This window comes from Megasphaera sp. MJR8396C (genome assembly GCF_001546855.1).
Classification (GTDB): domain Bacteria; phylum Bacillota; class Negativicutes; order Veillonellales; family Megasphaeraceae; genus Megasphaera.
Genome location: NZ_KQ958198.1, coordinates 1 through 18,474, shown reverse-complemented (window position 1 = coordinate 18,474; position 18,474 = coordinate 1). Strand labels below are relative to the sequence as shown.

Sequence of the window (18,474 nt, the reverse complement as noted above, 5' to 3'; positions counted from 1 at the left end):
ACGTTTGATGGATACACGAGTGTTTAATCCGTCTGTTATCTTCTCGGTTATGCCGGATTTATTGTCGTATCTATCGGTAACGCTGCTGGTAGCCGTTTCAAGCATCGTCTTAGGTTCCCTCTTGGGGATGGGCCTGACCTGGGCAAAACTCGGCCGCAGCCGGGTTTTGCGCTGGCTGGCGCACGGGTACACTTATATTATGAAGTGTACCCCGCCTATCGTGCTGCTGTTCATTGTCTTTTATGGACTGCCCAAGCTGATAGAATCGATGACGGATTATGATATCAATGATATGAACCGGGCTCTGTTTGCAATCATTACTTTTACCTTGTTGTTCGGAGCCTATATTTCAGAAGTCTTTCGGGCGGCGTATCAAGCCGTACCCAAAGGACAGTATGAAGCCGGAGTCAGCATCGGCATGACGCCGTTCCAGACTTTTTACCAAGTCATGCTGCCCCAGGCGGCCCTGATTGCCCTGCCTAATTTCGGCAATTCGACGATTAACCTGCTGAAAGAAGGGGCCTTGGCCTATACGATCGGCCTCATCGACTTGATCGGTAAGGGAAATTTAATCATCGCTCAAAATTTTGGTGCTTATAGTATTGAAATTTATCTGGCTTGTATGATCATTTACTGGATCATGACCCTGATCATTGAAAAGGGCTTTTCCCTTCTCGAAGGTGTCCTTGACAAGGGCATTCATATGGGTCATGCCCAGCCGGGAGGAGGTGAGCAGTAAATGGAACTCGATTATGGTTTTATGATTGAAACTTTTTATAAGATCTGGGACGGTATCGGCGTTACCTTGGGGCTGACGGCCCTGTCACTGCTCATCGCCCTGCCCATTTCCTTTTATATGGCCGTCGTCCGCCTGCGGGGGAATAAACTGGGGGCGGGGATTACGCGGTTTTACGTATCCTTTGTCCGCGGAACGCCGCTGGTCCTGCAGATTTTACTGATGTACAGCCTGCTGCCGAGTTTCCTCAACTTCGCTTTGAAGTCCATGGGCTCGTCCTTTAATATCTTTGAAAGCGTCAACCCTTTCTGGTATGCCGTCATCGTCTTTTCCCTCAATACCATCGCCTTATTGACCGAAGTGTTCCGCTCAGCCCTGATGAGTATCGATAAGGGACAGATGGAAGCGGGCGTATCTATCGGGCTGACGGAATGGCAGACCTATCGTCAGATCATCATTCCCCAGGCACTGGTCGTCGCCTTGCCGGCGGTCAGCAATATTACGGTGAATTTGATCAAGGGTACGTCCCTGGCCTTCCTGATGACCGTTAAGGACGTGCTGGCTATCGGGAAAATCGCCGCATCGTACGGCTATAACTATATTGAAGCCTATTTGGATGTCTTCGTCGTTTACATCATCGTCTGCACGATTGTCCAAATCATTTACCGCATAGCCGAAAAACGAGTCGGCGCCTTCCGTGCCGTGTAAGGAGATAATACCTATGTTAATGTCTATTAAAAACGTCCGTAAAAAGTTTGGCGGCGTAGAGGTCTTAAAGGACCTCAATATGGAAATCAATAAAGGGGACGTCGTCGTCATCCTGGGGCCGAGCGGCTCGGGGAAGACGACCTTCCTGCGGTGTCTTAACTTCCTCGAACGGGCCGACGAGGGGCAGATGGAATTTGCCGACATGAACATCGACTTGAGCAAGCCTTCCGATAAGGAAATTGCCGCTGTCCGCAAAAAGACGGCCTTCGTGTTCCAGGGATACAATCTGTTTGCTAATAAGACTGTTTTAGAAAACGTCATGCTCGGCCTGACGACGGGCCGCGGCATTTCGAAATCGGAAGCGGAACAGACGGCGCGGGATGCCCTGCAGCGCGTCGGTATGATCGATCGTGCCGACTACTATCCGGCCCAGTTATCCGGCGGTCAGCAGCAGCGCGTCGGTATCGCCCGGGCCATTGCCGTTAGTCCCGACGTCATCTTATTTGACGAACCGACGTCAGCCCTCGACCCGGAACTGGTCGGTGACGTGCTCAAGGTCATGCGCGATTTGGCCAAAGCCGGGACGACGATGATCGTCGTCACCCATGAAATGAAGTTTGCTGCTGACGTAGCGACTCATGTCATCTTTATGGCCGACGGCGTCATTGTCGAAGAAGGCTCATCGGAAGATATCTTCAAGCATCCGAAAGAAGAACGGACCAAGCGGTTCCTGCACCGCATCTTCTGTACTGCCTTTGACGGCCCTGATGAAGATGAATAGCCTATAAAAAAAGAGACGGTCTCCCTTTCTCTATCGTCAGATAGGGAAGCGGGGACCGTCTTTTGTGGTATAAAGTTAGGTGTTCGTGCCTTAGTCGCCGAGGACGACAGCGGCGATGTCTGCCGGCCTATCGACGAGGATCGATGCGCCATGGCTCTTCAAGAATTCGGCCGGACGAAAGCCCCAGGTAACACTGATGCAGTCGAGGCCGGAATTGTGGGCCGTCTGGATATCGATTTCCGAGTCGCCGACGTATACGGCCTGGTTTGGTGCAATGCCGAGGTCGGAGAGTGCTTTTTGGACCATGTCCGGTGCCGGTTTGCGGCGGATCTGAGGCTGTTCGCCGATGACCTTGTCAAAGAGGTTCGGGAAATAGTCGGCAGCCAGGTCTTGTACGGCCGGATCGGGCTTATTCGATACGACGGCGACCTTGATACCCTGTTCACGGAGGCGGCGGACCATGGCGTTGATGCCGTCATACTCTCCGGTCTTAACGGAGCAGTGAGCCGCATAATACGGTTTATAGAGGTCTTGGATACGGCTGACCTCCTGCAGGTCGATTTGCGGCGTGATCTTGTCGCCAGGCTGACCGACGGCTTCGAGTTCATCATAGGACGCAAGTCCCTGCTCGATGGCTAAGGCCCGGGTGATGGCTACGGTGACGCCGCTTCCGAAGAAATTTCGCACATCGGCTGTCGTATACGCATGATCGTGGCCGGTCTCTTTTAAGGCGTGATTTAGCGCATCGGTCAGATCATCTAAGGTGTTGAGGACGGTTCCGTCCATGTCGAAAATAACGGCACTGTATTTTTTGGTTGTCATGAGAGCCTCCTGTATGTCTTTATTACCGGAACAGTGTAACGGTCAACGGACCGGTTGTCAAGTCAGGCTGCTTTGATAAATCTTTTCCAGGTTGTCACGCATGCGGTCGAGGTAGGATTTGCCGTCTTCGCTGTTTTCCATGGTGTGGATCGTTTCGACGCGGGCGCCGACTTCGCGGGCCAGTGTTTCCGACGTTTCTGGACTGACCATGTCTTCGACGAAGATGGTTTTTACGTTATGAGCCCGGCAGTAGTCGGCTAATCGAGCCAGTTGGCGGGCACTGGGTTCACCGCTGGAAAAGACGGATTCGACGCTTTGTTGGGTCAGGCCGAAGTCACGGCATAAGTAGGCAAAGGCGGCGTGGCCGGTGACGAAATCCTTGCGGGGCGCCTTTTTGAATTTTGCGGCATATTCGTCCTGCAGGGCCTGGAGCTGGCGGTTGTAGTTTTCGGCATTCTGCTGGTAGTACCCTTTGTTGGCAGGATCGGCTTCGGACAGGGCGTCAGCAATGTTCCGTACTTCCTGCTGGGCGTTGATCAGGCTGAGCCAGATGTGCGGGTCATAGTCGCCGTGTTCGTGGACCTCTTCTTCATCGGTGAGTTTGATGGGCGTAATGCCCTGCGAGGCATTGACGGTGTGGAGCGACGTATTTTTAGCGGCATCGACGACTTTAGATGCCCAGGGCTCCATGCCCAGGCCGTTGTACACGAAGAGCTGCGATTGACCGAGTCGCTTAATGGTCTTCGTCGTCGGCTGAAATTCATGAGGTTCCGTTCCATCGGGAATGAGGGTGTAAACATCGACTTTATCGCCGCCGACGGCCTGGGTAAATTCTTTTAAGGCGTCAAAGGTGACGGCGACCTTCAGTTTTCCATCGTCGGGCACGTCGGCTGTCGTGCCGCAGCCGGCCAGGGCCAACATGGTCATGATTGCGGTCAGAAGCAGCAAGAATCGCGCTAGGCGACGGGGGTGATGAGATGACATAGATACCGACCTCCTATGGCGTTCATCGTATCACGGCCGCCTTTTTTTGTCAATTACTTGCAAATGCCTTGCATTTTCGTTTGCGCCGGGATATAATAAACTACCGATAATTTTATGGCAGCGGAGGCAGTTATGATCGATTTACAGCACGTTTACTTCTCTTATGAACACGGCGAGTATTTGCTCGAAGATATCAATATGACCATTCGAAACGGCGACTACATTTCCGTCGTCGGCGAAAATGGCAGCGGCAAGAGTACCTTGATTAAACTCATTTTGGGACTGCTCGTGCCGAGCCGCGGCGTCATTTCCAATACCTATCGCCATCGGGCGTATGTGCCCCAGCGCTTTGAAACGCTGAACAGTCAGTTTCCCATCACCGTTTGGGAAGTGCTGAACTGTTACCGCCAGGTCCTTCAGCTAAAGGATAAGAGCCTCATCCGGACCTGTTTGGAACAGATGGGAGTCTATGATTTAAAGGATCAGCTCATCGGCAGTTTATCCGGCGGTCAATGCCAGAAAGTCCTCATCGCCCGGGCCCTGATGGGACATCCCGACCTGCTCATTTTTGATGAACCGTCGACGGGCATCGATGTCCGCAGTCAGGAAGAATTGTACCCCTTTATTAAGGATTTAAATGAGAATCAGGGAATTACGGTCCTTACGGTAGAACATAATCTGAAATTTGCCGTCCGCAACTCGACGAAACTGTTCCACGTCGTCGGCGGCTACGGCCACTTCTGCTCGCCAAAGGCTTATCTCGATGAATATATGTCGGTTACGATGGGAGGGAAAGACTGATGTTTGAATATGCTTTTATGCAAAATGCCTTTATCGTAGCCATCCTCATTTCCATCGTCTGCCCGCTCATCGGCATCTTCCTCGTCCTGCGCCGGTATTCCATGATCGGCGATGCCTTGTCTCATGCCTCCCTGGCCGGCGTTGCCGTCGGGCTGCTCCTCGATTGGAATCCCGTCCTCGGTGCCTTTGGTCTGACCAGCTTTTTCGGCATCCTCATCGAAGTGCTGCGCAGCCGTTTTCGGCGCTATGCCGAGTTGATTTTGGTCATTATCTTGTCCCTCTCGGTCGGCCTTGCCATTACCATCATCAGTGCCGGCCTGGTCCATACCAACGTCGAGTCTTTCTTGTTCGGCAGTATCCTTACCGTATCGACCGATGACGTTTACGCCGTCATCGCCCTCAGCGTCGTATCCATCGCCGTCATCGTCAAGCTCTATCCGCAACTGGTCATGCTGACCTTCGATGAAGACGGGGCTCAGATTGCCGGCGTTCACAGTAAACTGGTCAACTATATTTTTTCGGTGCTGGTTGCGGCGACAATTTCCGTATCCATCCGCATCGTCGGCATCCTGGTCATCAGTTCCCTCATCGCCCTTCCCGTAGCGGCGGCCCTGCAGCTGCGAAAAGGCTTTCGTCAGACCCTGATGTATTCGATCCTTTTCAGCTTCGTCGATATTCTGTCGGGCCTCTTTTTGTCTTACTATATCGATGCGGCTCCCGGCGGCGTTACGGCCCTGACGGCCGTGGCCCTTTTGGTACTGGTCATCATTTATAAAGAAGGGCTGATGTCGGTCAAAGAAAGGAGGCGGCGTCATGAGTGATACCTATCGCGACTGTCTTCGCCAATACGGATTAAAGAGCACCAAGGCCCGCAACCGGGTGCTCGATGTGTTAAGCCATAAGACCGGCGTCATGACCGTCGAGGCCGTTTACGCGGAACTCCTCGAAGGCGGCGATAAGGTCAGTTTTTCGACGGTCTATCGCATCTTGGAAATGTTTACCAAGCGGGGGCTGACTGAAAAGATGTTTCTTCCCGATGAAGGAAAATACGGCTTTTCTTTGCGGCGGCCGGGGCATACCCACCGTTTAATCTGTTTACAGTGCCATAAGATCGTCGATTTGCCGCACTGCCCGCTCCATGACTACGAACGGGAAGTTGAAAAAAAGACCGACTTTGATATCGTCAGCCACAATCTCGAACTCTACGGGTACTGTGCTGCCTGCAAAAAAAAGCTCCCTCCGTCCGAACGGTAGGAGCTTTCTGTGTACCGGTGGGGTGAAAGAAAAATTTCTATACGGATACGTCTCCACAGAGAGAACTTATATCTTGTCCACACTGGCGATTGGATAGAAAAATATGCTATAATAAAACGATTAGATAGATAGTGATAAAGATGGTATGTAGGAGCGATGGCATTGGAAACACAAGCACCGAAGCTTTCACAGGAGTATATTCAACCGTTGGCGGATGTTTTCAAGGTTTTGGGGGATCCGACGCGGCTTCGCATTTTACGCCTTCTCATGAATGGAGAAGTTTGCGTTCGTTGTATTTCTGAAGAACTTGGCATGGGGCAATCGGCTGTATCCCATCAATTGCGTATTTTGCGGGATGCTCGCCTGGTTCAGTTCCGGCGGGAAGGAAAGAACGTGCAGTATTCCCTGGCCGATGCCCACGTATTTACGCTGCTCAACGTCGGGTTGGAGCACGTCGCCGAATAAGGGGGGCCTATGTATCTTTGTTTAATGCGTCACGGAAAGGCCCAGCCTTTTTCTCTGAAAAAGCCGGATAAGCTGAGAGAATTGACGGAAAAAGGCTGCTGGCAGGCCGATTCTATGGCCAACTGGGCCGCCTCGTGGTGGCCGGAAGGAAAAACGGCACTCTGGGTCAGTCCCTATGTACGGACCTGCCAGACGGCTTCTTACTTGGAACAGCAATTGCCCATCGGGCAGTTCCATACGCATGAAGCTCTGGCTTCGGGAGACCTTGTCGCCGTATATGATCAGATTTTGAGTCAGGAAAAATCGGATGTCGTCTGCATCGTCGGTCACTCGCCTTTTTTAGACCGCTGGGTTCAGGCCTGGACGGGAACGGCGATCGATTTTAAGACCGGCAGCATGGCCCTGTTGGACTTTGACGTCCATGGCGGGCGAATCGGCTCGGCATCTTTGCTCTTTTACGTTCATCCGAAAGCCTTGAAATTTTGGGAGGCATCTCGTAAATAATAACGATGGTTGGAGGTTTTATCTATGATGAAACATGTATTGTCCATAGCCGGTACCGATCCGTCCGGCGGAGCCGGGGCAGCTGCTGACTGCAAGACTTTTTGTGCCCATGGCTGTTTTGCCTTGAATGTCATTACGGCCGTTGTGTCGCAGAATACCCAGGGCGTTCGCGGGTATATGGACGTCACGCCGGAACTGATTGCATCGCAGATCGATGCCGTCTTTGAAGATATCGACGTCGACGCCGTTAAAATCGGCATGGTCAGCGTACCCGAAACGATTCGGGTCATTGCCGACAAATTGAAGCAGTACCGTCCGGCCTTCGTCGTCGTCGACCCGGTCATGGTAGCTACCAGCGGTCATCGCCTGTTGGCTCCGGAAGCCGAACAGACCTTGAAGGACGTCTTACTGCCCTTAGCCGACGTGCTGACGCCGAACCTTCCCGAAGCAGAAGTCTTGACGGGTAAGAAAATCGAAAGTTTTGAAGATATGGAAGATGCTGCTAAAGCCATTGCCGCCATGGGGGCCAAGGCCGTTTTGGTAAAAGGCGGTCACCGCATTGCCGATGCGACGGACGTCCTCTTCGACGGCAAAGACTTCCATTACTACAAGGGAAAACGCATTGAAAGCACCAGCACGCATGGAACGGGATGTTCCCTGTCGAGTGCCATTGCTTCTAATTTAGCCAACGGCATGAACCTGTCCGATGCTGTTCAGGCTGCTAAAACCTATGTCTTTGAAGGGATTGCCCATGCAGAGCCCATTGGCAAAGGCCATGGACCGATCCATCATTTCTATGAATTATACAAGAAAGCAGGGGTGCAGTAATATGAAACTCACTTATTCTTTGAAAAAGACGTGCTGCCTGGTCATGGCAGCAGCTTCTATTGGCGGGGCAGCCTTGGCAGCCACACCGCAGGATACGTATGAAGAAGCGGCCCGCAACATGGCAGCTCATCCCCAGGGTGCTTATACGCTGACTCTGGGTATCAATATGCCCTTCGTCGGTGACGGTGCCGTCATCAATCAGATCAATATCCAGGAAAAGCCTTTTGTCATCGAATCTCAAGTAAAGACCGAAGGTTTCGCCTCCCAGGCTATGGATAAAATCCCGCAGAATAAGGCCTATGCCGCCCAGAACGGAAATAAACTCGACGTCTACTACAAGGCTCAGGGCGACGACAGCCAGTGGCTGACGAAAAGCTATGATTTAAAGGATTCTAAACCCATTGCCAGTTATTTGACCAGCGACCGCAACGTCCTTTCCGGCGTTAAATCCGTCACCCGTGCCGGCGGCAACGACTATAACGTCGTCTTTGATGCGTCCCGCATCTACTCGGCGTCTGACGAAGCCAATTGGAAGAAGGAAGGCATGACCGATGAACAGGTCCGCGTGTTGGCAAAAGTCCTTCAGGGAATTCAGAAAGTCGGCGATGTACAGACCGTGGTCACCATCGATCCTTCGACCAAGCGCATTTCCCGCATCAGCCTGCCCTTGACCGATCAGCTCCGCAGCCTGGCTCTGACCTTAGTCGACGAATTTGGCCGCACTGACGCTGAAAAAGCCGTATCCCAGTCCTTCATCAAAATGAGTGAAGTCAATTTGACCATCGACTATACGGCCCTGCCCAAGGGAACACAACTGACGGTCCCGGAAAATATCATCAAGACGGCTAAAACCGGAAAGTAAATGTAAAATTTTTGTGTAAGAATGAAGGATTATTCAAAAAATATAAGCTGGATTGTTGACAGCGTCCCGGAAATAACGGAAAATATGATAGAAGGAATTATTTCCAATACTGTTCGTTTTATCTTCATATAGGATAGACCTGTAGCTCCCAGAGGGGCTCCGGTTGGAACGGATACAACTATATTTATTTTTAGGAGGTATATTTTGGCTAAAAAAGAAAAACTCATGATAATTCCCTTAGGTGGCTTAGGTGAAATCGGCAAAAACATGACGGTTATCCAGTACGGAAACGACATTATCGTCATCGATGCCGGTTTGGCCTTCCCCGATGACGATATGTTCGGCATCGACCTCGTCATCCCGGACATGAGTTACTTGATTGAAAACCGGGACAAAGTACGAGCTGTCGTCATTACCCATGGTCACGAAGACCATATCGGCGGCTTGTCCTACTTGCTCAATGAAGTAAACGTGCCCGTGTACGCAACGAAACTGGTATGCGGCCTCATTGAAGGGAAACTCAAAGAAAACCACATTACGAATTACACCTTGAACGAAGTTCATCACGGTGACGAAGTACAGATAGGCTGCATGAAAGTCGGCTTTATCCACACCAATCACTCCATTCCTGATGCCAGTGCACTCTATTTCCGGACCCCTGTCGGAACGGTCGTCCATACTGGGGACTTTAAGGTCGATATGACCCCGGTCGACGGGAAACAGATGGATATGCACAAGTTTGCAGAATTGGGCCGCCGCGGCGTTCTGCTCCTGATGTCGGACAGTACCAACGCCGAACGGCCGGGGTATACTGAATCGGAAACGACGGTCGGCCATGCTTTCCGCAAAGCCTTCCGCGCCGCTAAAGGCCGTATTATTCTGGCGACATTCGCCTCGAATATTTCCCGTATCCAACAGGCTATCAATACGGCTATCCAATTCAAACGCAAGGTAACCGTTCTTGGCCGCAGTATGGTCAACAATGTCCAGGTAGCCATTGAACTGGGCTATCTCGACGTACCTGAAGGCGTCCTCATCGAACCGGATGAACTCAACCGCTATCCGGCCGATCAGGTCCTCATCCTGACGACGGGCAGCCAGGGCGAACCCATGGCAGGGCTCTCCCGTATGGCGTCCAACAATCACCGCAGCGTCAGCATCATGCCTGGCGATACGGTCATCATTTCGGCAACGCCGATTCCGGGCAACGAAACCGGTGTCGGCCGCACCATCGACAACCTCATGCGCCTCGGGGCTAACGTCATCGCCGGCCGGGATAAGAAAATCCACGTATCCGGCCATGCCAGCCAGGAAGAACTGAAGCTCATGCTGGGACTCATTAAGCCGAACTACTTCGTGCCGATCCACGGTGAATACCGCATGCTCCGGACCCACGGCGACTTAGCCGTCATGATGGGCGTCGATAAGGATCACGTCCTCATTGGCGACAATGGGCAGATCTTTGAATTTTCCAATCGCTCCGGTCATAAGACGGGCCATGTCAACGCCGGCCGCGTCTTCGTCGACGGCCTCGGTGTCGGCGACGTCGGCAACATCGTTATCCGCGACCGCCAGCAGTTGGCCATGGAAGGCGTCGTCATCGTCGTCATGACTCTGGCCAAGGGCACCAGCCATCCGTTGGCCGGCCCCGATATCGTATCCCGCGGCTTCGTCTATGTCCGCGATTCTGAAGAACTGATTCGCGAAGCTCACGACCGGGTCGCAGCCGTTCTCGAACGCTGTGAAGCCGGAAACATCCGCGAATGGGCCGTCATCAAGTCTCAAGTACGCGATACCCTCAGCCGGTATCTCTATGAAAAGACGCGGCGCCGCCCGATGATTTTACCGATCATTATGGAAGTATAAAACGTGAAATATAGTTGTACTGTGACAGCGGAGGCATCTCTTGTCTCCGCTGTTTCGCAGTTTTTTTGGAAGGGGGAAATTTTATGGAGCAGAAGCGTGTTACGCCGCTGACGACGGCCGGTTGCTTTGCCGCCATAATGCTGGTTTTTGCGCTTCTAAGTACATATGTACCTGTCTTTTCTTTCTTTGGCTACTTTATCATGCCCGTGCCGATGACCATTATCTTTATGAAGTACGGTCTGCGCTATGCCGTATTATTGGGAGTCACGGTCGGCGTCCTTATGGGGGTCTTCATCGATCCGATTACGGCCCTGTATCAGCTCATTATCTTCGGTTCTGTCGGCGTCGCCTTAGGTGTCGGCTTTCGCTATCAATGGTCGGCCACACGACTTTTGGGAACGGTGGCGGCCGTCCTTGCCGGAGCCTTTGCCTTAACCTGCCTCTTGGCTTACGTCGCCTTGGATATCAATATATTCACCCAGCTCAATGACTTTTTTACGCAGCTCATGGATACCATGGCAGCCCAGTATAAGTCCCAGGGCATGTCCGACGTCCAAATGACGGAAGCCATGGCACAATTAGCCCAGGTTCGGGAACTACTGCCGTCTCTCCTGCCCATGTTCTTTGCCTTGGGCATGATGATCATGGCCTATATCCACATCGCCTTTTCCCAAGTTATCCTGCGGCGTCTGGGCTTTTCGGTCCAGTCCTTTTTGCCGATTCGTTATTGGGAAATGCCCCGTTGTATGATATACTTATATATATTGGCCTTGGTCATGAAGTATTGGGGCGTTACCCGGGAGATTGACTGGCTCAATATCATCGGTATGAATCTCTCTCAGCTTGCCTACTTTTTTCTTTGTGTTCAGGGGATTGCCCTTATTTTGTACCTCATCAGCCGCCGTTTCCACCTGGGGAATGGCTTGCAGGCCCTGATCCTCATCTTGTTTTTTGTCATGCCTGTCTTTTCGTATGCCGCCTTTGTGGCCGGTATCTTCGACATGCTTGCGAACTATAGAAAAAAAGATTACATACGTTAGTATGCAGGGGGCGGAACCATGTTTAAAAATTTGCTGTCAAGACGGTCGGACGGCCCTTTTTTCCTGATTACTGTCTTGCTGATTCTTGTCATTGCCGTCTACAATTGGATCATTGCCCTGTTGGCAGTCATCCTGACCGGCGGTGCCTACGTCCTGACCCGCAAGAATCATAATGAACGCAGCCGAGAAATAAGCCAATTTTTCGATGCCATTTCGCGCAGCGTCGATCAGGCGTCGACCTATGCCGTGCAGAACCTTCCCATCGGCATTGCCATCATCGATATGCAGTCCAATCTGTGCTGGGCCAACAGCGTTTTTCGCGACTGGGTAGGCGATATCGACAATGATCAGAAGCTGGATCACATCATGCCCAATTTGAAAGTTGATAAATTTTGGGGGAAATCGGGCTACTTCTTTGAACACATTAGCGAACGGTACTACCGCGTCGTCTATAAATACTTGCAGACCGAAGCGGCAGAAGATGACAACTATCTCATCCTTTACTTTGAAGATATTACCGATACGGAACGGCAGAAGATAAACTCTTTGGCAGCCGTCCCTGTCTTTTGCGATATTGAAATCGACAATATGGAAGAAGTCGCCAAGGGGATGACGGCGGTCCAGCGGGCGACGCTGGTGACCAATGTCAACAACGCCCTCATCGGCGAACTGTCGGGGCATAACTGCTTCATTCGCGGCTACGGTAATGAAAAGTACATCGCCTGTATGAGCCGGGAAACGTTGGAGTTTTATAAAGAGAACAACTTTGCCTTTTTAGAAAAAATCCGCGCCATCCATACGGTCAATCAGATCCCCGTCACCATCAGTATGGGCGTGGCCCTCTTCCCGAGCGATGTCATCGCAGCCGGTAAAGCCGACTTCAATGAATTGGCCGATAAGGCCCGGGCCGGTTTGGATCTGGCCTTAGGTCGGGGTGGGGACCAGGTCGTCGTCTATGAAGACGACGGTTCGCCTCATTTTTATGGCGGCAAGACGCGAAGCATCGAAAAGAACACTCGCGTCCGGGCCCGCGTCGTATCCCAGGCTATCCATGAACTCATCGATAACAGTGAACTGGTTTTGGTCATGGGTCACGAACGGGAAGATTATGACAGCCTCGGCGCTGCCGTCGGTGTCGCCCACATGGCCCGTCTGGCTGAAAAGCCGGTCCATGTCGTCCTCAGCGATCAAACCGATGCCGTGCAGCGTCTCACGTCGGAACTGATGGATGATCCTGACTTTAAGGACTTGATTATTTCACCTGAAACGGCAGAAAAGCTTTGCAATAACCAGACCCTGCTGTTTATCACCGATACCCATCGGCCGGATATGACGGCGGCACCGGCTCTTTTAACCAAGACCGATCACCGCGTCGTCATCGATCACCATCGCCGCAGCTCGGATTTTATCCAAAAACCGCTGCTCACGTATACCGAAACGTCAAGTTCGTCGACGAGTGAACTCGTAACCGAACTCTTGCAATATTTCCAGGAAGATGTCGACTTGGCTAAAATCGAAGCGACGGCCCTCTATGCGGGTATCGTCGTCGATACCAAGAACTTCGCCGTCCAGACCGGGGTGCGCACCTTTGATGCCGCCTCCTATCTGCGCCGCTGCGGGGCCGATCCCGACATCGTCCGCGATCTGTTCAGCTGCGATTTTGATACCGTAAAAGATCGGGCCGCCATCCTGTCAGGCGCTCGCATCAAAGACGGCATCGCCGTCGCCAGCTGTCCCAAGGGCCTGGCCAATGCCATGATCATTGCCGCCCAGGCAGCCGATGCCTTGGTCAACATCGACAAGGTTGAAGCCAGCTTCACGTTTTACTACCTCGACGACGGCTATATTGGCGTCAGTGCCCGGTCGCGAGGCGATATTAACGTACAACTCGTCATGGAAGCCATCGGCGGCGGCGGTCACCGCACCGTAGCCGGCGCCCAGGTCAAAGGGCGTACGATGGAAGAAGCACAAGACGTCGTCATGGCGGCTCTCCATGAGATTTTAGATAAAAATAAGGAGATTGATGAAAAATGAAGGTTATCTTATTAGAAGATGTTAAGAAACTCGGGAAAAAAGGAGATATCGTCGAAGTCTCCGAAGGCTATGGCCGCAATTTCCTCCTGCCCCGTAAATTAGCTTCGCCGGGCACGTCGGAAAATATCAACGATGCCAAGCAGAAGAAAGCTGCGGCTCAGCATAAGGCTCAGGTCGCTTCGGATGAAGCCGTCATCCTGGCCAGCCAGCTCAAGAAAGTAGAACTTACGATTCCCGTTAAAGTCGGTGAAGGCGGCAAAGTCTTCGGAGCCATTACCGGGAAAAATATCAGTGACGCTGCCAAGGAACAGTATGACATCGACCTCGACAAGAAGAAGGTTGAAATCAAGGAACCGATCAAATCCGTCGGCGACTACGATGTCACCATCCGCGTTCATCCGACCATTACCAGTGTCATTAAAATACACGTTGTAGAAGGCTGATTTGCCAGCCCTAAGAGGTTACAATGAAAGAATTATTGGATAAACTGTTACAGCGCCATAAGTACTTAGAACCTACGGCGGAGGAAGAACTCCGCCGGCAGGTTAACGTGCTTTATGGCGCTTTTACTGGCCTTATAGGGTCTGAAAAAATGGTCCTCCGTGCCAGTAAATACTCGGCCCTGTCGTACATCCACTCTGAAGATCCGCGCCAGCGCCTGGTCGGTCTCCAGCGCCTCATTTATGAAGATGTATCGTATGACAAGGTGCCCGGTGACGACGAAGTCATCAATGTCCTCAATGAGCTCGAAATGGTCCTCGCTGAAATGCTGGCCCGCCAGGCCGTTGAAGAACGACTGGAAAAGAAAATCACCCAGCGCATGGACGAAAAGCAGCAGGAATACGTGCGGGAAATCAAGATGGAACTCATCAAGGAAGAACTGCACGACGTAGAAACGCAGCAGACCAAGCGCAAACTGAAAGCATTAGACGATCTCGAAAAGGTAGAACTTACGGAATCGGTCATGGAACGGGTGCGGCCGAAACGGCTCAGTGCCATCGTCGGTCAGGAACGGGCCGTCGAAGCCATGCAAAGCAAACTGGCTTCTGTCTATCCTCAGCACCTGCTGCTCTATGGACCGCCTGGCGTCGGCAAGACGACGGCGGCCCGCATCGTCCTCGATGAAGCGAAGAAACTGGCCTTCACGCCCTTCGGCCCCAAGGCTCCTTTCGTGGAAACGGACGGGACGACCCTTCGCTGGGATTCGCGGGATATGACCAATCCACTCATCGGTTCGGTCCACGATCCGATTTATCAGGGGGCTCGCCGCGACTTGGCCGATACGGGCATCCCGGAACCGAAACCGGGCCTCGTCACCGAAGCCCACGGCGGCATCCTGTTCATCGATGAAATCGGTGAAATGGATCCGATGCTGCTCAATAAATTGTTGAAAGTCATGGAAGATAAACGGGTTCGCTTTGAGTCGGCTTACTATGATGAAGACGACCCTAACGTTCCCCAATATATCCGGCGGCTCTTTGCCGAAGGGGCACCGGCGGACTTTATCCTCATCGGCGCTACGACGAGGGACCCGTCGGAAATCAACCCGGCTATCCGCTCGCGTTGTGCCGAAATCTTTTTTGAACCCCTCATTCCGACGGACATCGAAAAGATCGTTTCTCATGCAGCGGAACAACTGGGAGCTGACCTTGAAGACGGCGTTGCCAAATCCATCGCCGAATTTACCATTGAAGGGCGAAAAGCCGTCAATATCCTGGCCGACACCTATGGCCTGGCTGTTTTCCAATCGGGGAAAAAAGATCAGGTCCGCATTACGAAAGACCACGTTCGCCGCGTCGCCCAGATCAGCCGCCTCGTTCCCTATGTGACCGAAAAGGCCAGCAATATGCCCGTCGTCGGCAAGGTTTTCGGCCTTGGCGTCGCCGGCTACCTGGGCTCTGCCATTGAAATCGAAGCCGTTGCCTTTCCGGCCCGGGAACCGGGGAAGGGGTACTACCGGTTCAACGATACGGCAGGCTCGATGGCCAAGGACTCCATGTTCAATGCGGCAGCAGTCATGCGCCGGGTGACGGGAAAAGAACTTTCCGATTACGACGTCAACATCAACTTTGTCGGCGGCGGTAACATCGATGGCCCGTCGGCTGGCTGCGCCATTACGACGGCCCTCATTTCAGCCGTTACCGGCGTCCCCGTCCGTCAGGACATGGCCCTCACCGGGGAAATCTCCATTCAAGGCCAGGTCAAACCTGTCGGCGGCGTCTTTGAAAAAGCCTACGGCGCCTGCCAGGCCGGCATGAAGGGCATCATCATCCCCAAGGAAAACAGCCATGACATTCCGGAACGCCATTTGGGGCTCGATATCCATTATGCCGCTGATATTGACGACGTATTGAAATTGATGTTGGTCAAACAGGGGGAATCATAGTATGGAACAGCGGGTGCCACCGCAGAATGTCGAAGCTGAACAAGCTGTTCTCGGCGCCATGCTCCTCAGCCACGATGCCGTTATCCTGGCCATGGAACGGCTGCAGTCTCACGACTTTTATCGAGACGTGCACCGCGTCATCTTTGAAGGCATGGAGCATCTCCATCGGGAAAATAAAGAAATCGACGTCATTACTTTAACGGAAGAATTGCGGCGCATGAAACGCCTCGACGATGTTGGCGGCGTCGAATACGTCCTGCAGCTGCCCAATTTGGTAGCGACGGCGGCCAATATCGAGTACCACGCCAACATCGTTTCTGAAAAAGCCTTGGCGCGGAAACTCATTTCGACGTGTACCGAATTGACGACCGAAGCCTACGACGGGGAAAAGGAACCGGAAGACCTCCTCGACGATGCAGAACGAAAGATCCTGCAGTTGTCGGATACGAAAAATCGCGGCGACTTCGCCTCCGTCGGCGCCGTCGTCGAAACGACCCTCGATAAAATTACTAAGCTCTATGAAAATAAAGCCGGCCTTACAGGCCTTCCTACGGGCTTTCGCGACCTGGACCGCATGACTTCGGGCCTTCAGCCGTCAGACCTTATCCTCGTCGCCGCCCGTCCCAGTATGGGCAAGACGGCCTTTACCCTGAACATCGCCCAGAACGTCGGCGTCCGTCAGCGCAAGACCGTAGCCTTCTTTTCGCTGGAAATGTCGCAGGAGCAGCTCGTACAGCGACTGCTCTGCCAGATTGCCCACATCGATTCGCAAAAGCTGCGCACGGGCCAGCTCAACAGTGACGACGAATGGTCTCGGCTTACCGATGCCTGCGATAAACTCTACGAATCGCCGGTCTACATCGACGATACGCCGGGGATTTCCGTCGCCGAGATGCGCTCCAAGGCCCGGCGGCTCAAGTCAGAACACGGCCTGGACCTCATCATCGTCGACTACCTGCAGCTCATGCAGGGACGAAACTCGGAAAGCCGCCAGCAGGAAATCTCTGAGATTTCCCGATCGCTGAAAGCCTTAGCCCGAGAACTCAAGGTGCCTTTGATCGCCTTGTCCCAGCTCAGCCGAAGCGTAGAAAGCCGTCAGGATAAACGGCCTATGCTCAGTGACCTCCGTGAATCGGGGGCCCTTGAACAGGATGCGGACATCGTCTCCTTCTTATATCGAGAAGACTACTACGATAAGGAAACGGAGAATCAGCACATTACCGAAGTCATCCTGGCCAAGCACCGTAACGGCCCGGTCGGATCGGTCAAGCTTTACTTTAAAAATGAATTTACCTTGTTCCTCAACTTGGATACGCAGCACGAAGGATAACGTGCTGCGTTTTTTTCATCTCACAAAGAGAGCGAAAAAAATAAAAAAAGTGCTTGCATTATTCAAGGCGGTGTAGTATACTAATTAAGTCAGCGGTTCTTCTGAGAGAACAAAAACACTTTTGATTTCGAAGAAAATGGACGAGAAACTGATGAAAGTTCTTGACAGAACATCAAGTCTTAGCTATAATAGACTATGTTCTATGGAACGATAAGCCAACGTAGCTCAATTGGTAGAGCAACTGACTTGTAATCAGTAGGTTGTAGGTTCAAGTCCTATCGTTGGCTCCAAAAAATGGTGGGGTTCCCGAGTGGCTAAAGGGAGCAGACTGTAAATCTGCCGGCGTTCGCCTTCGAAGGTTCGAATCCTTCCCCCACCACCAATGTCGCGGGGTGGAGCAGTTGGTAGCTCGTCGGGCTCATAACCCGAAGGTCGTAGGTTCAAGTCCTGCCCCCGCTACCAAATTTTTTTTACTAGTCTTAGTAAGAAACAACTTCATACAAGGCTTTGACCTGTATACAAGCTGTTGTAGCTCAGTCGGTAGAGCGTATCCTTGGTAAGGATAAGGTCACCGGTTCAATCCCGGTCAATAGCTCCACACATGGCGGCTTAGCTCAGTTGGCTAGAGCATGCGGTTCATACCCGCAGTGTCCAGAGTTCGAATCTCCGAGCCGCCACCACACCGATAACCTCGTTCATACGGGGTTATTTCTATATGCAGAAATATTTTTTGCTGAATTTACTGTTTTTTTTAGCAAAGAATATGGATATGTGATAAAATGCAAGTGGATAGATGTTTTTTAAAGGAGGAATTGATTATCATGGCAAAAGAACATTTTGAAAGAACAAAACCGCATGTCAACATCGGTACGATTGGTCACGTCGACCATGGCAAAACGACCTTAACGGCAGCCATCACCAAAGTTTTGGCTGAAAAAGGCTACGCTAAATTCGAAGACTATGCCGACATCGACAAAGCTCCGGAAGAACGTGAACGCGGTATTACGATCAATACGGCACACGTTGAATATGAAACGGACAAACGTCACTATGCACACGTTGACTGCCCGGGC

19 protein-coding genes and 5 tRNA genes are annotated in these 18,474 nt (G+C 52.2%); 22 read left to right on the top strand and 2 right to left on the bottom strand.

The genetic code is table 11. The annotated features are described in order from the left end of the window. Window positions 1-7: 7 nt before the first annotated feature. From HMPREF3201_RS07575 to HMPREF3201_RS07565, 3 genes are read left to right on the top strand one after another with little or no spacing between them, the layout of a single operon-like run. The gene (locus HMPREF3201_RS07575; RefSeq protein WP_062412479.1) at window positions 8-739 is read left to right on the top strand and encodes an amino acid ABC transporter permease; all 732 of its coding nucleotides are present in this window, start codon (window positions 8-10) and stop codon (window positions 737-739) included. Then, a complete protein-coding gene (locus tag HMPREF3201_RS07570) occupies window positions 740-1,444 on the top strand; it encodes an amino acid ABC transporter permease (RefSeq protein WP_062412478.1) in 705 nt (234 codons plus the stop codon). 13 nt (window positions 1,445-1,457) lie between these two features. Next, the gene (locus HMPREF3201_RS07565) at window positions 1,458-2,225 is read left to right on the top strand and encodes an amino acid ABC transporter ATP-binding protein (RefSeq protein WP_062412477.1); all 768 of its coding nucleotides are present in this window, start codon (window positions 1,458-1,460) and stop codon (window positions 2,223-2,225) included. Window positions 2,226-2,315: 90 nt separating this feature from the next. Here the strand turns inward: HMPREF3201_RS07565 and HMPREF3201_RS07560 are convergent, their stop codons facing one another. Further along, window positions 2,316-3,047 carry an HAD family hydrolase gene (locus HMPREF3201_RS07560; RefSeq protein WP_062412476.1) on the bottom strand — a complete coding sequence of 244 codons (732 nt, stop codon included), beginning with the start codon at window positions 3,045-3,047 and terminating at the stop codon, window positions 2,316-2,318. A 57-nt stretch (window positions 3,048-3,104) separates the two neighbouring features. Next, window positions 3,105-4,031 carry a metal ABC transporter substrate-binding protein gene (locus HMPREF3201_RS07555; protein ID WP_062412475.1) on the bottom strand — a complete coding sequence of 309 codons (927 nt, stop codon included), beginning with the start codon at window positions 4,029-4,031 and terminating at the stop codon, window positions 3,105-3,107. Between the two features lie 132 nt (window positions 4,032-4,163). Here HMPREF3201_RS07555 and HMPREF3201_RS07550 point away from each other — a divergent pair, with 132 nt between their 5' ends. From HMPREF3201_RS07550 to HMPREF3201_RS07460, 19 genes are all read left to right on the top strand, one after another. After that, the gene (locus HMPREF3201_RS07550; protein WP_062412474.1) at window positions 4,164-4,832 is read left to right on the top strand and encodes a metal ABC transporter ATP-binding protein; all 669 of its coding nucleotides are present in this window, start codon (window positions 4,164-4,166) and stop codon (window positions 4,830-4,832) included. Then, entirely contained in the window at window positions 4,832-5,653 is an 822-nt protein-coding gene (locus HMPREF3201_RS07545) for a metal ABC transporter permease (protein ID WP_062412473.1), read from the top strand. The genes HMPREF3201_RS07550 and HMPREF3201_RS07545 overlap by 1 nt, the downstream gene beginning before the upstream one ends. Continuing rightward, entirely contained in the window at window positions 5,646-6,086 is a 441-nt protein-coding gene (locus HMPREF3201_RS07540) for a Fur family transcriptional regulator (protein ID WP_062412472.1), read from the top strand. The genes HMPREF3201_RS07545 and HMPREF3201_RS07540 overlap by 8 nt, the downstream gene beginning before the upstream one ends. 156 nt (window positions 6,087-6,242) lie before the next feature. Further along, a complete protein-coding gene (locus HMPREF3201_RS07535; protein ID WP_172980566.1) occupies window positions 6,243-6,551 on the top strand; it encodes an ArsR/SmtB family transcription factor in 309 nt (102 codons plus the stop codon). A gap of 9 nt (window positions 6,552-6,560) precedes the next feature. After that, window positions 6,561-7,055 carry a SixA phosphatase family protein gene (locus HMPREF3201_RS07530; RefSeq protein ID WP_227163205.1) on the top strand — a complete coding sequence of 165 codons (495 nt, stop codon included), beginning with the start codon at window positions 6,561-6,563 and terminating at the stop codon, window positions 7,053-7,055. Window positions 7,056-7,079: 24 nt separating this feature from the next. Then, a complete protein-coding gene (thiD, locus tag HMPREF3201_RS07525; protein ID WP_072272056.1) occupies window positions 7,080-7,883 on the top strand; it encodes a bifunctional hydroxymethylpyrimidine kinase/phosphomethylpyrimidine kinase in 804 nt (267 codons plus the stop codon). A gap of 1 nt (window position 7,884) precedes the next feature. Next, window positions 7,885-8,745: a hypothetical protein gene (locus tag HMPREF3201_RS07520; protein ID WP_062412469.1), complete on the top strand. Its 861-nt coding sequence runs from the start codon at window positions 7,885-7,887 to the stop codon at window positions 8,743-8,745. 204 nt (window positions 8,746-8,949) lie between these two features. Further along, window positions 8,950-10,611, top strand: a complete 1,662-nt coding sequence (locus HMPREF3201_RS07515; protein WP_062412468.1) for a ribonuclease J — start codon at window positions 8,950-8,952, stop codon at window positions 10,609-10,611. Between the two features lie 83 nt (window positions 10,612-10,694). Continuing rightward, window positions 10,695-11,651: a YybS family protein gene (locus HMPREF3201_RS07510; protein WP_062412467.1), complete on the top strand. Its 957-nt coding sequence runs from the start codon at window positions 10,695-10,697 to the stop codon at window positions 11,649-11,651. Between the two features lie 18 nt (window positions 11,652-11,669). Then, the gene (locus HMPREF3201_RS07505; RefSeq protein WP_062412466.1) at window positions 11,670-13,685 is read left to right on the top strand and encodes a DHH family phosphoesterase; all 2,016 of its coding nucleotides are present in this window, start codon (window positions 11,670-11,672) and stop codon (window positions 13,683-13,685) included. After that, window positions 13,682-14,128, top strand: a complete 447-nt coding sequence (gene rplI / locus HMPREF3201_RS07500) for a 50S ribosomal protein L9 (protein ID WP_062412465.1) — start codon at window positions 13,682-13,684, stop codon at window positions 14,126-14,128. Before HMPREF3201_RS07505 ends, rplI begins: the two co-directional genes overlap by 4 nt. A gap of 23 nt (window positions 14,129-14,151) precedes the next feature. Continuing rightward, the gene (lonC, locus tag HMPREF3201_RS07495) at window positions 14,152-16,071 is read left to right on the top strand and encodes a Lon family ATP-dependent protease (protein WP_062412464.1); all 1,920 of its coding nucleotides are present in this window, start codon (window positions 14,152-14,154) and stop codon (window positions 16,069-16,071) included. A gap of 1 nt (window position 16,072) precedes the next feature. Next, the gene (dnaB, locus tag HMPREF3201_RS07490) at window positions 16,073-17,401 is read left to right on the top strand and encodes a replicative DNA helicase (protein ID WP_062412463.1); all 1,329 of its coding nucleotides are present in this window, start codon (window positions 16,073-16,075) and stop codon (window positions 17,399-17,401) included. 214 nt (window positions 17,402-17,615) lie between these two features. Next, window positions 17,616-17,691 (top strand) — tRNA-Thr (locus tag HMPREF3201_RS07485). Window positions 17,692-17,697: 6 nt separating this feature from the next. Further along, a tRNA-Tyr gene (locus tag HMPREF3201_RS07480) sits at window positions 17,698-17,783 on the top strand. Between the two features lie 4 nt (window positions 17,784-17,787). Then, window positions 17,788-17,863 (top strand) — tRNA-Met (locus HMPREF3201_RS07475). Window positions 17,864-17,923: 60 nt separating this feature from the next. Then, a tRNA-Thr gene (locus tag HMPREF3201_RS07470) sits at window positions 17,924-17,999 on the top strand. A 5-nt stretch (window positions 18,000-18,004) separates the two neighbouring features. Next, a tRNA-Met gene (locus HMPREF3201_RS07465) sits at window positions 18,005-18,081 on the top strand. A 141-nt stretch (window positions 18,082-18,222) separates the two neighbouring features. Further along, a partial coding sequence (locus HMPREF3201_RS07460) for a GTP-binding protein (RefSeq protein WP_231726835.1) occupies window positions 18,223-18,474 on the top strand: 252 nt, incomplete at its 3' end.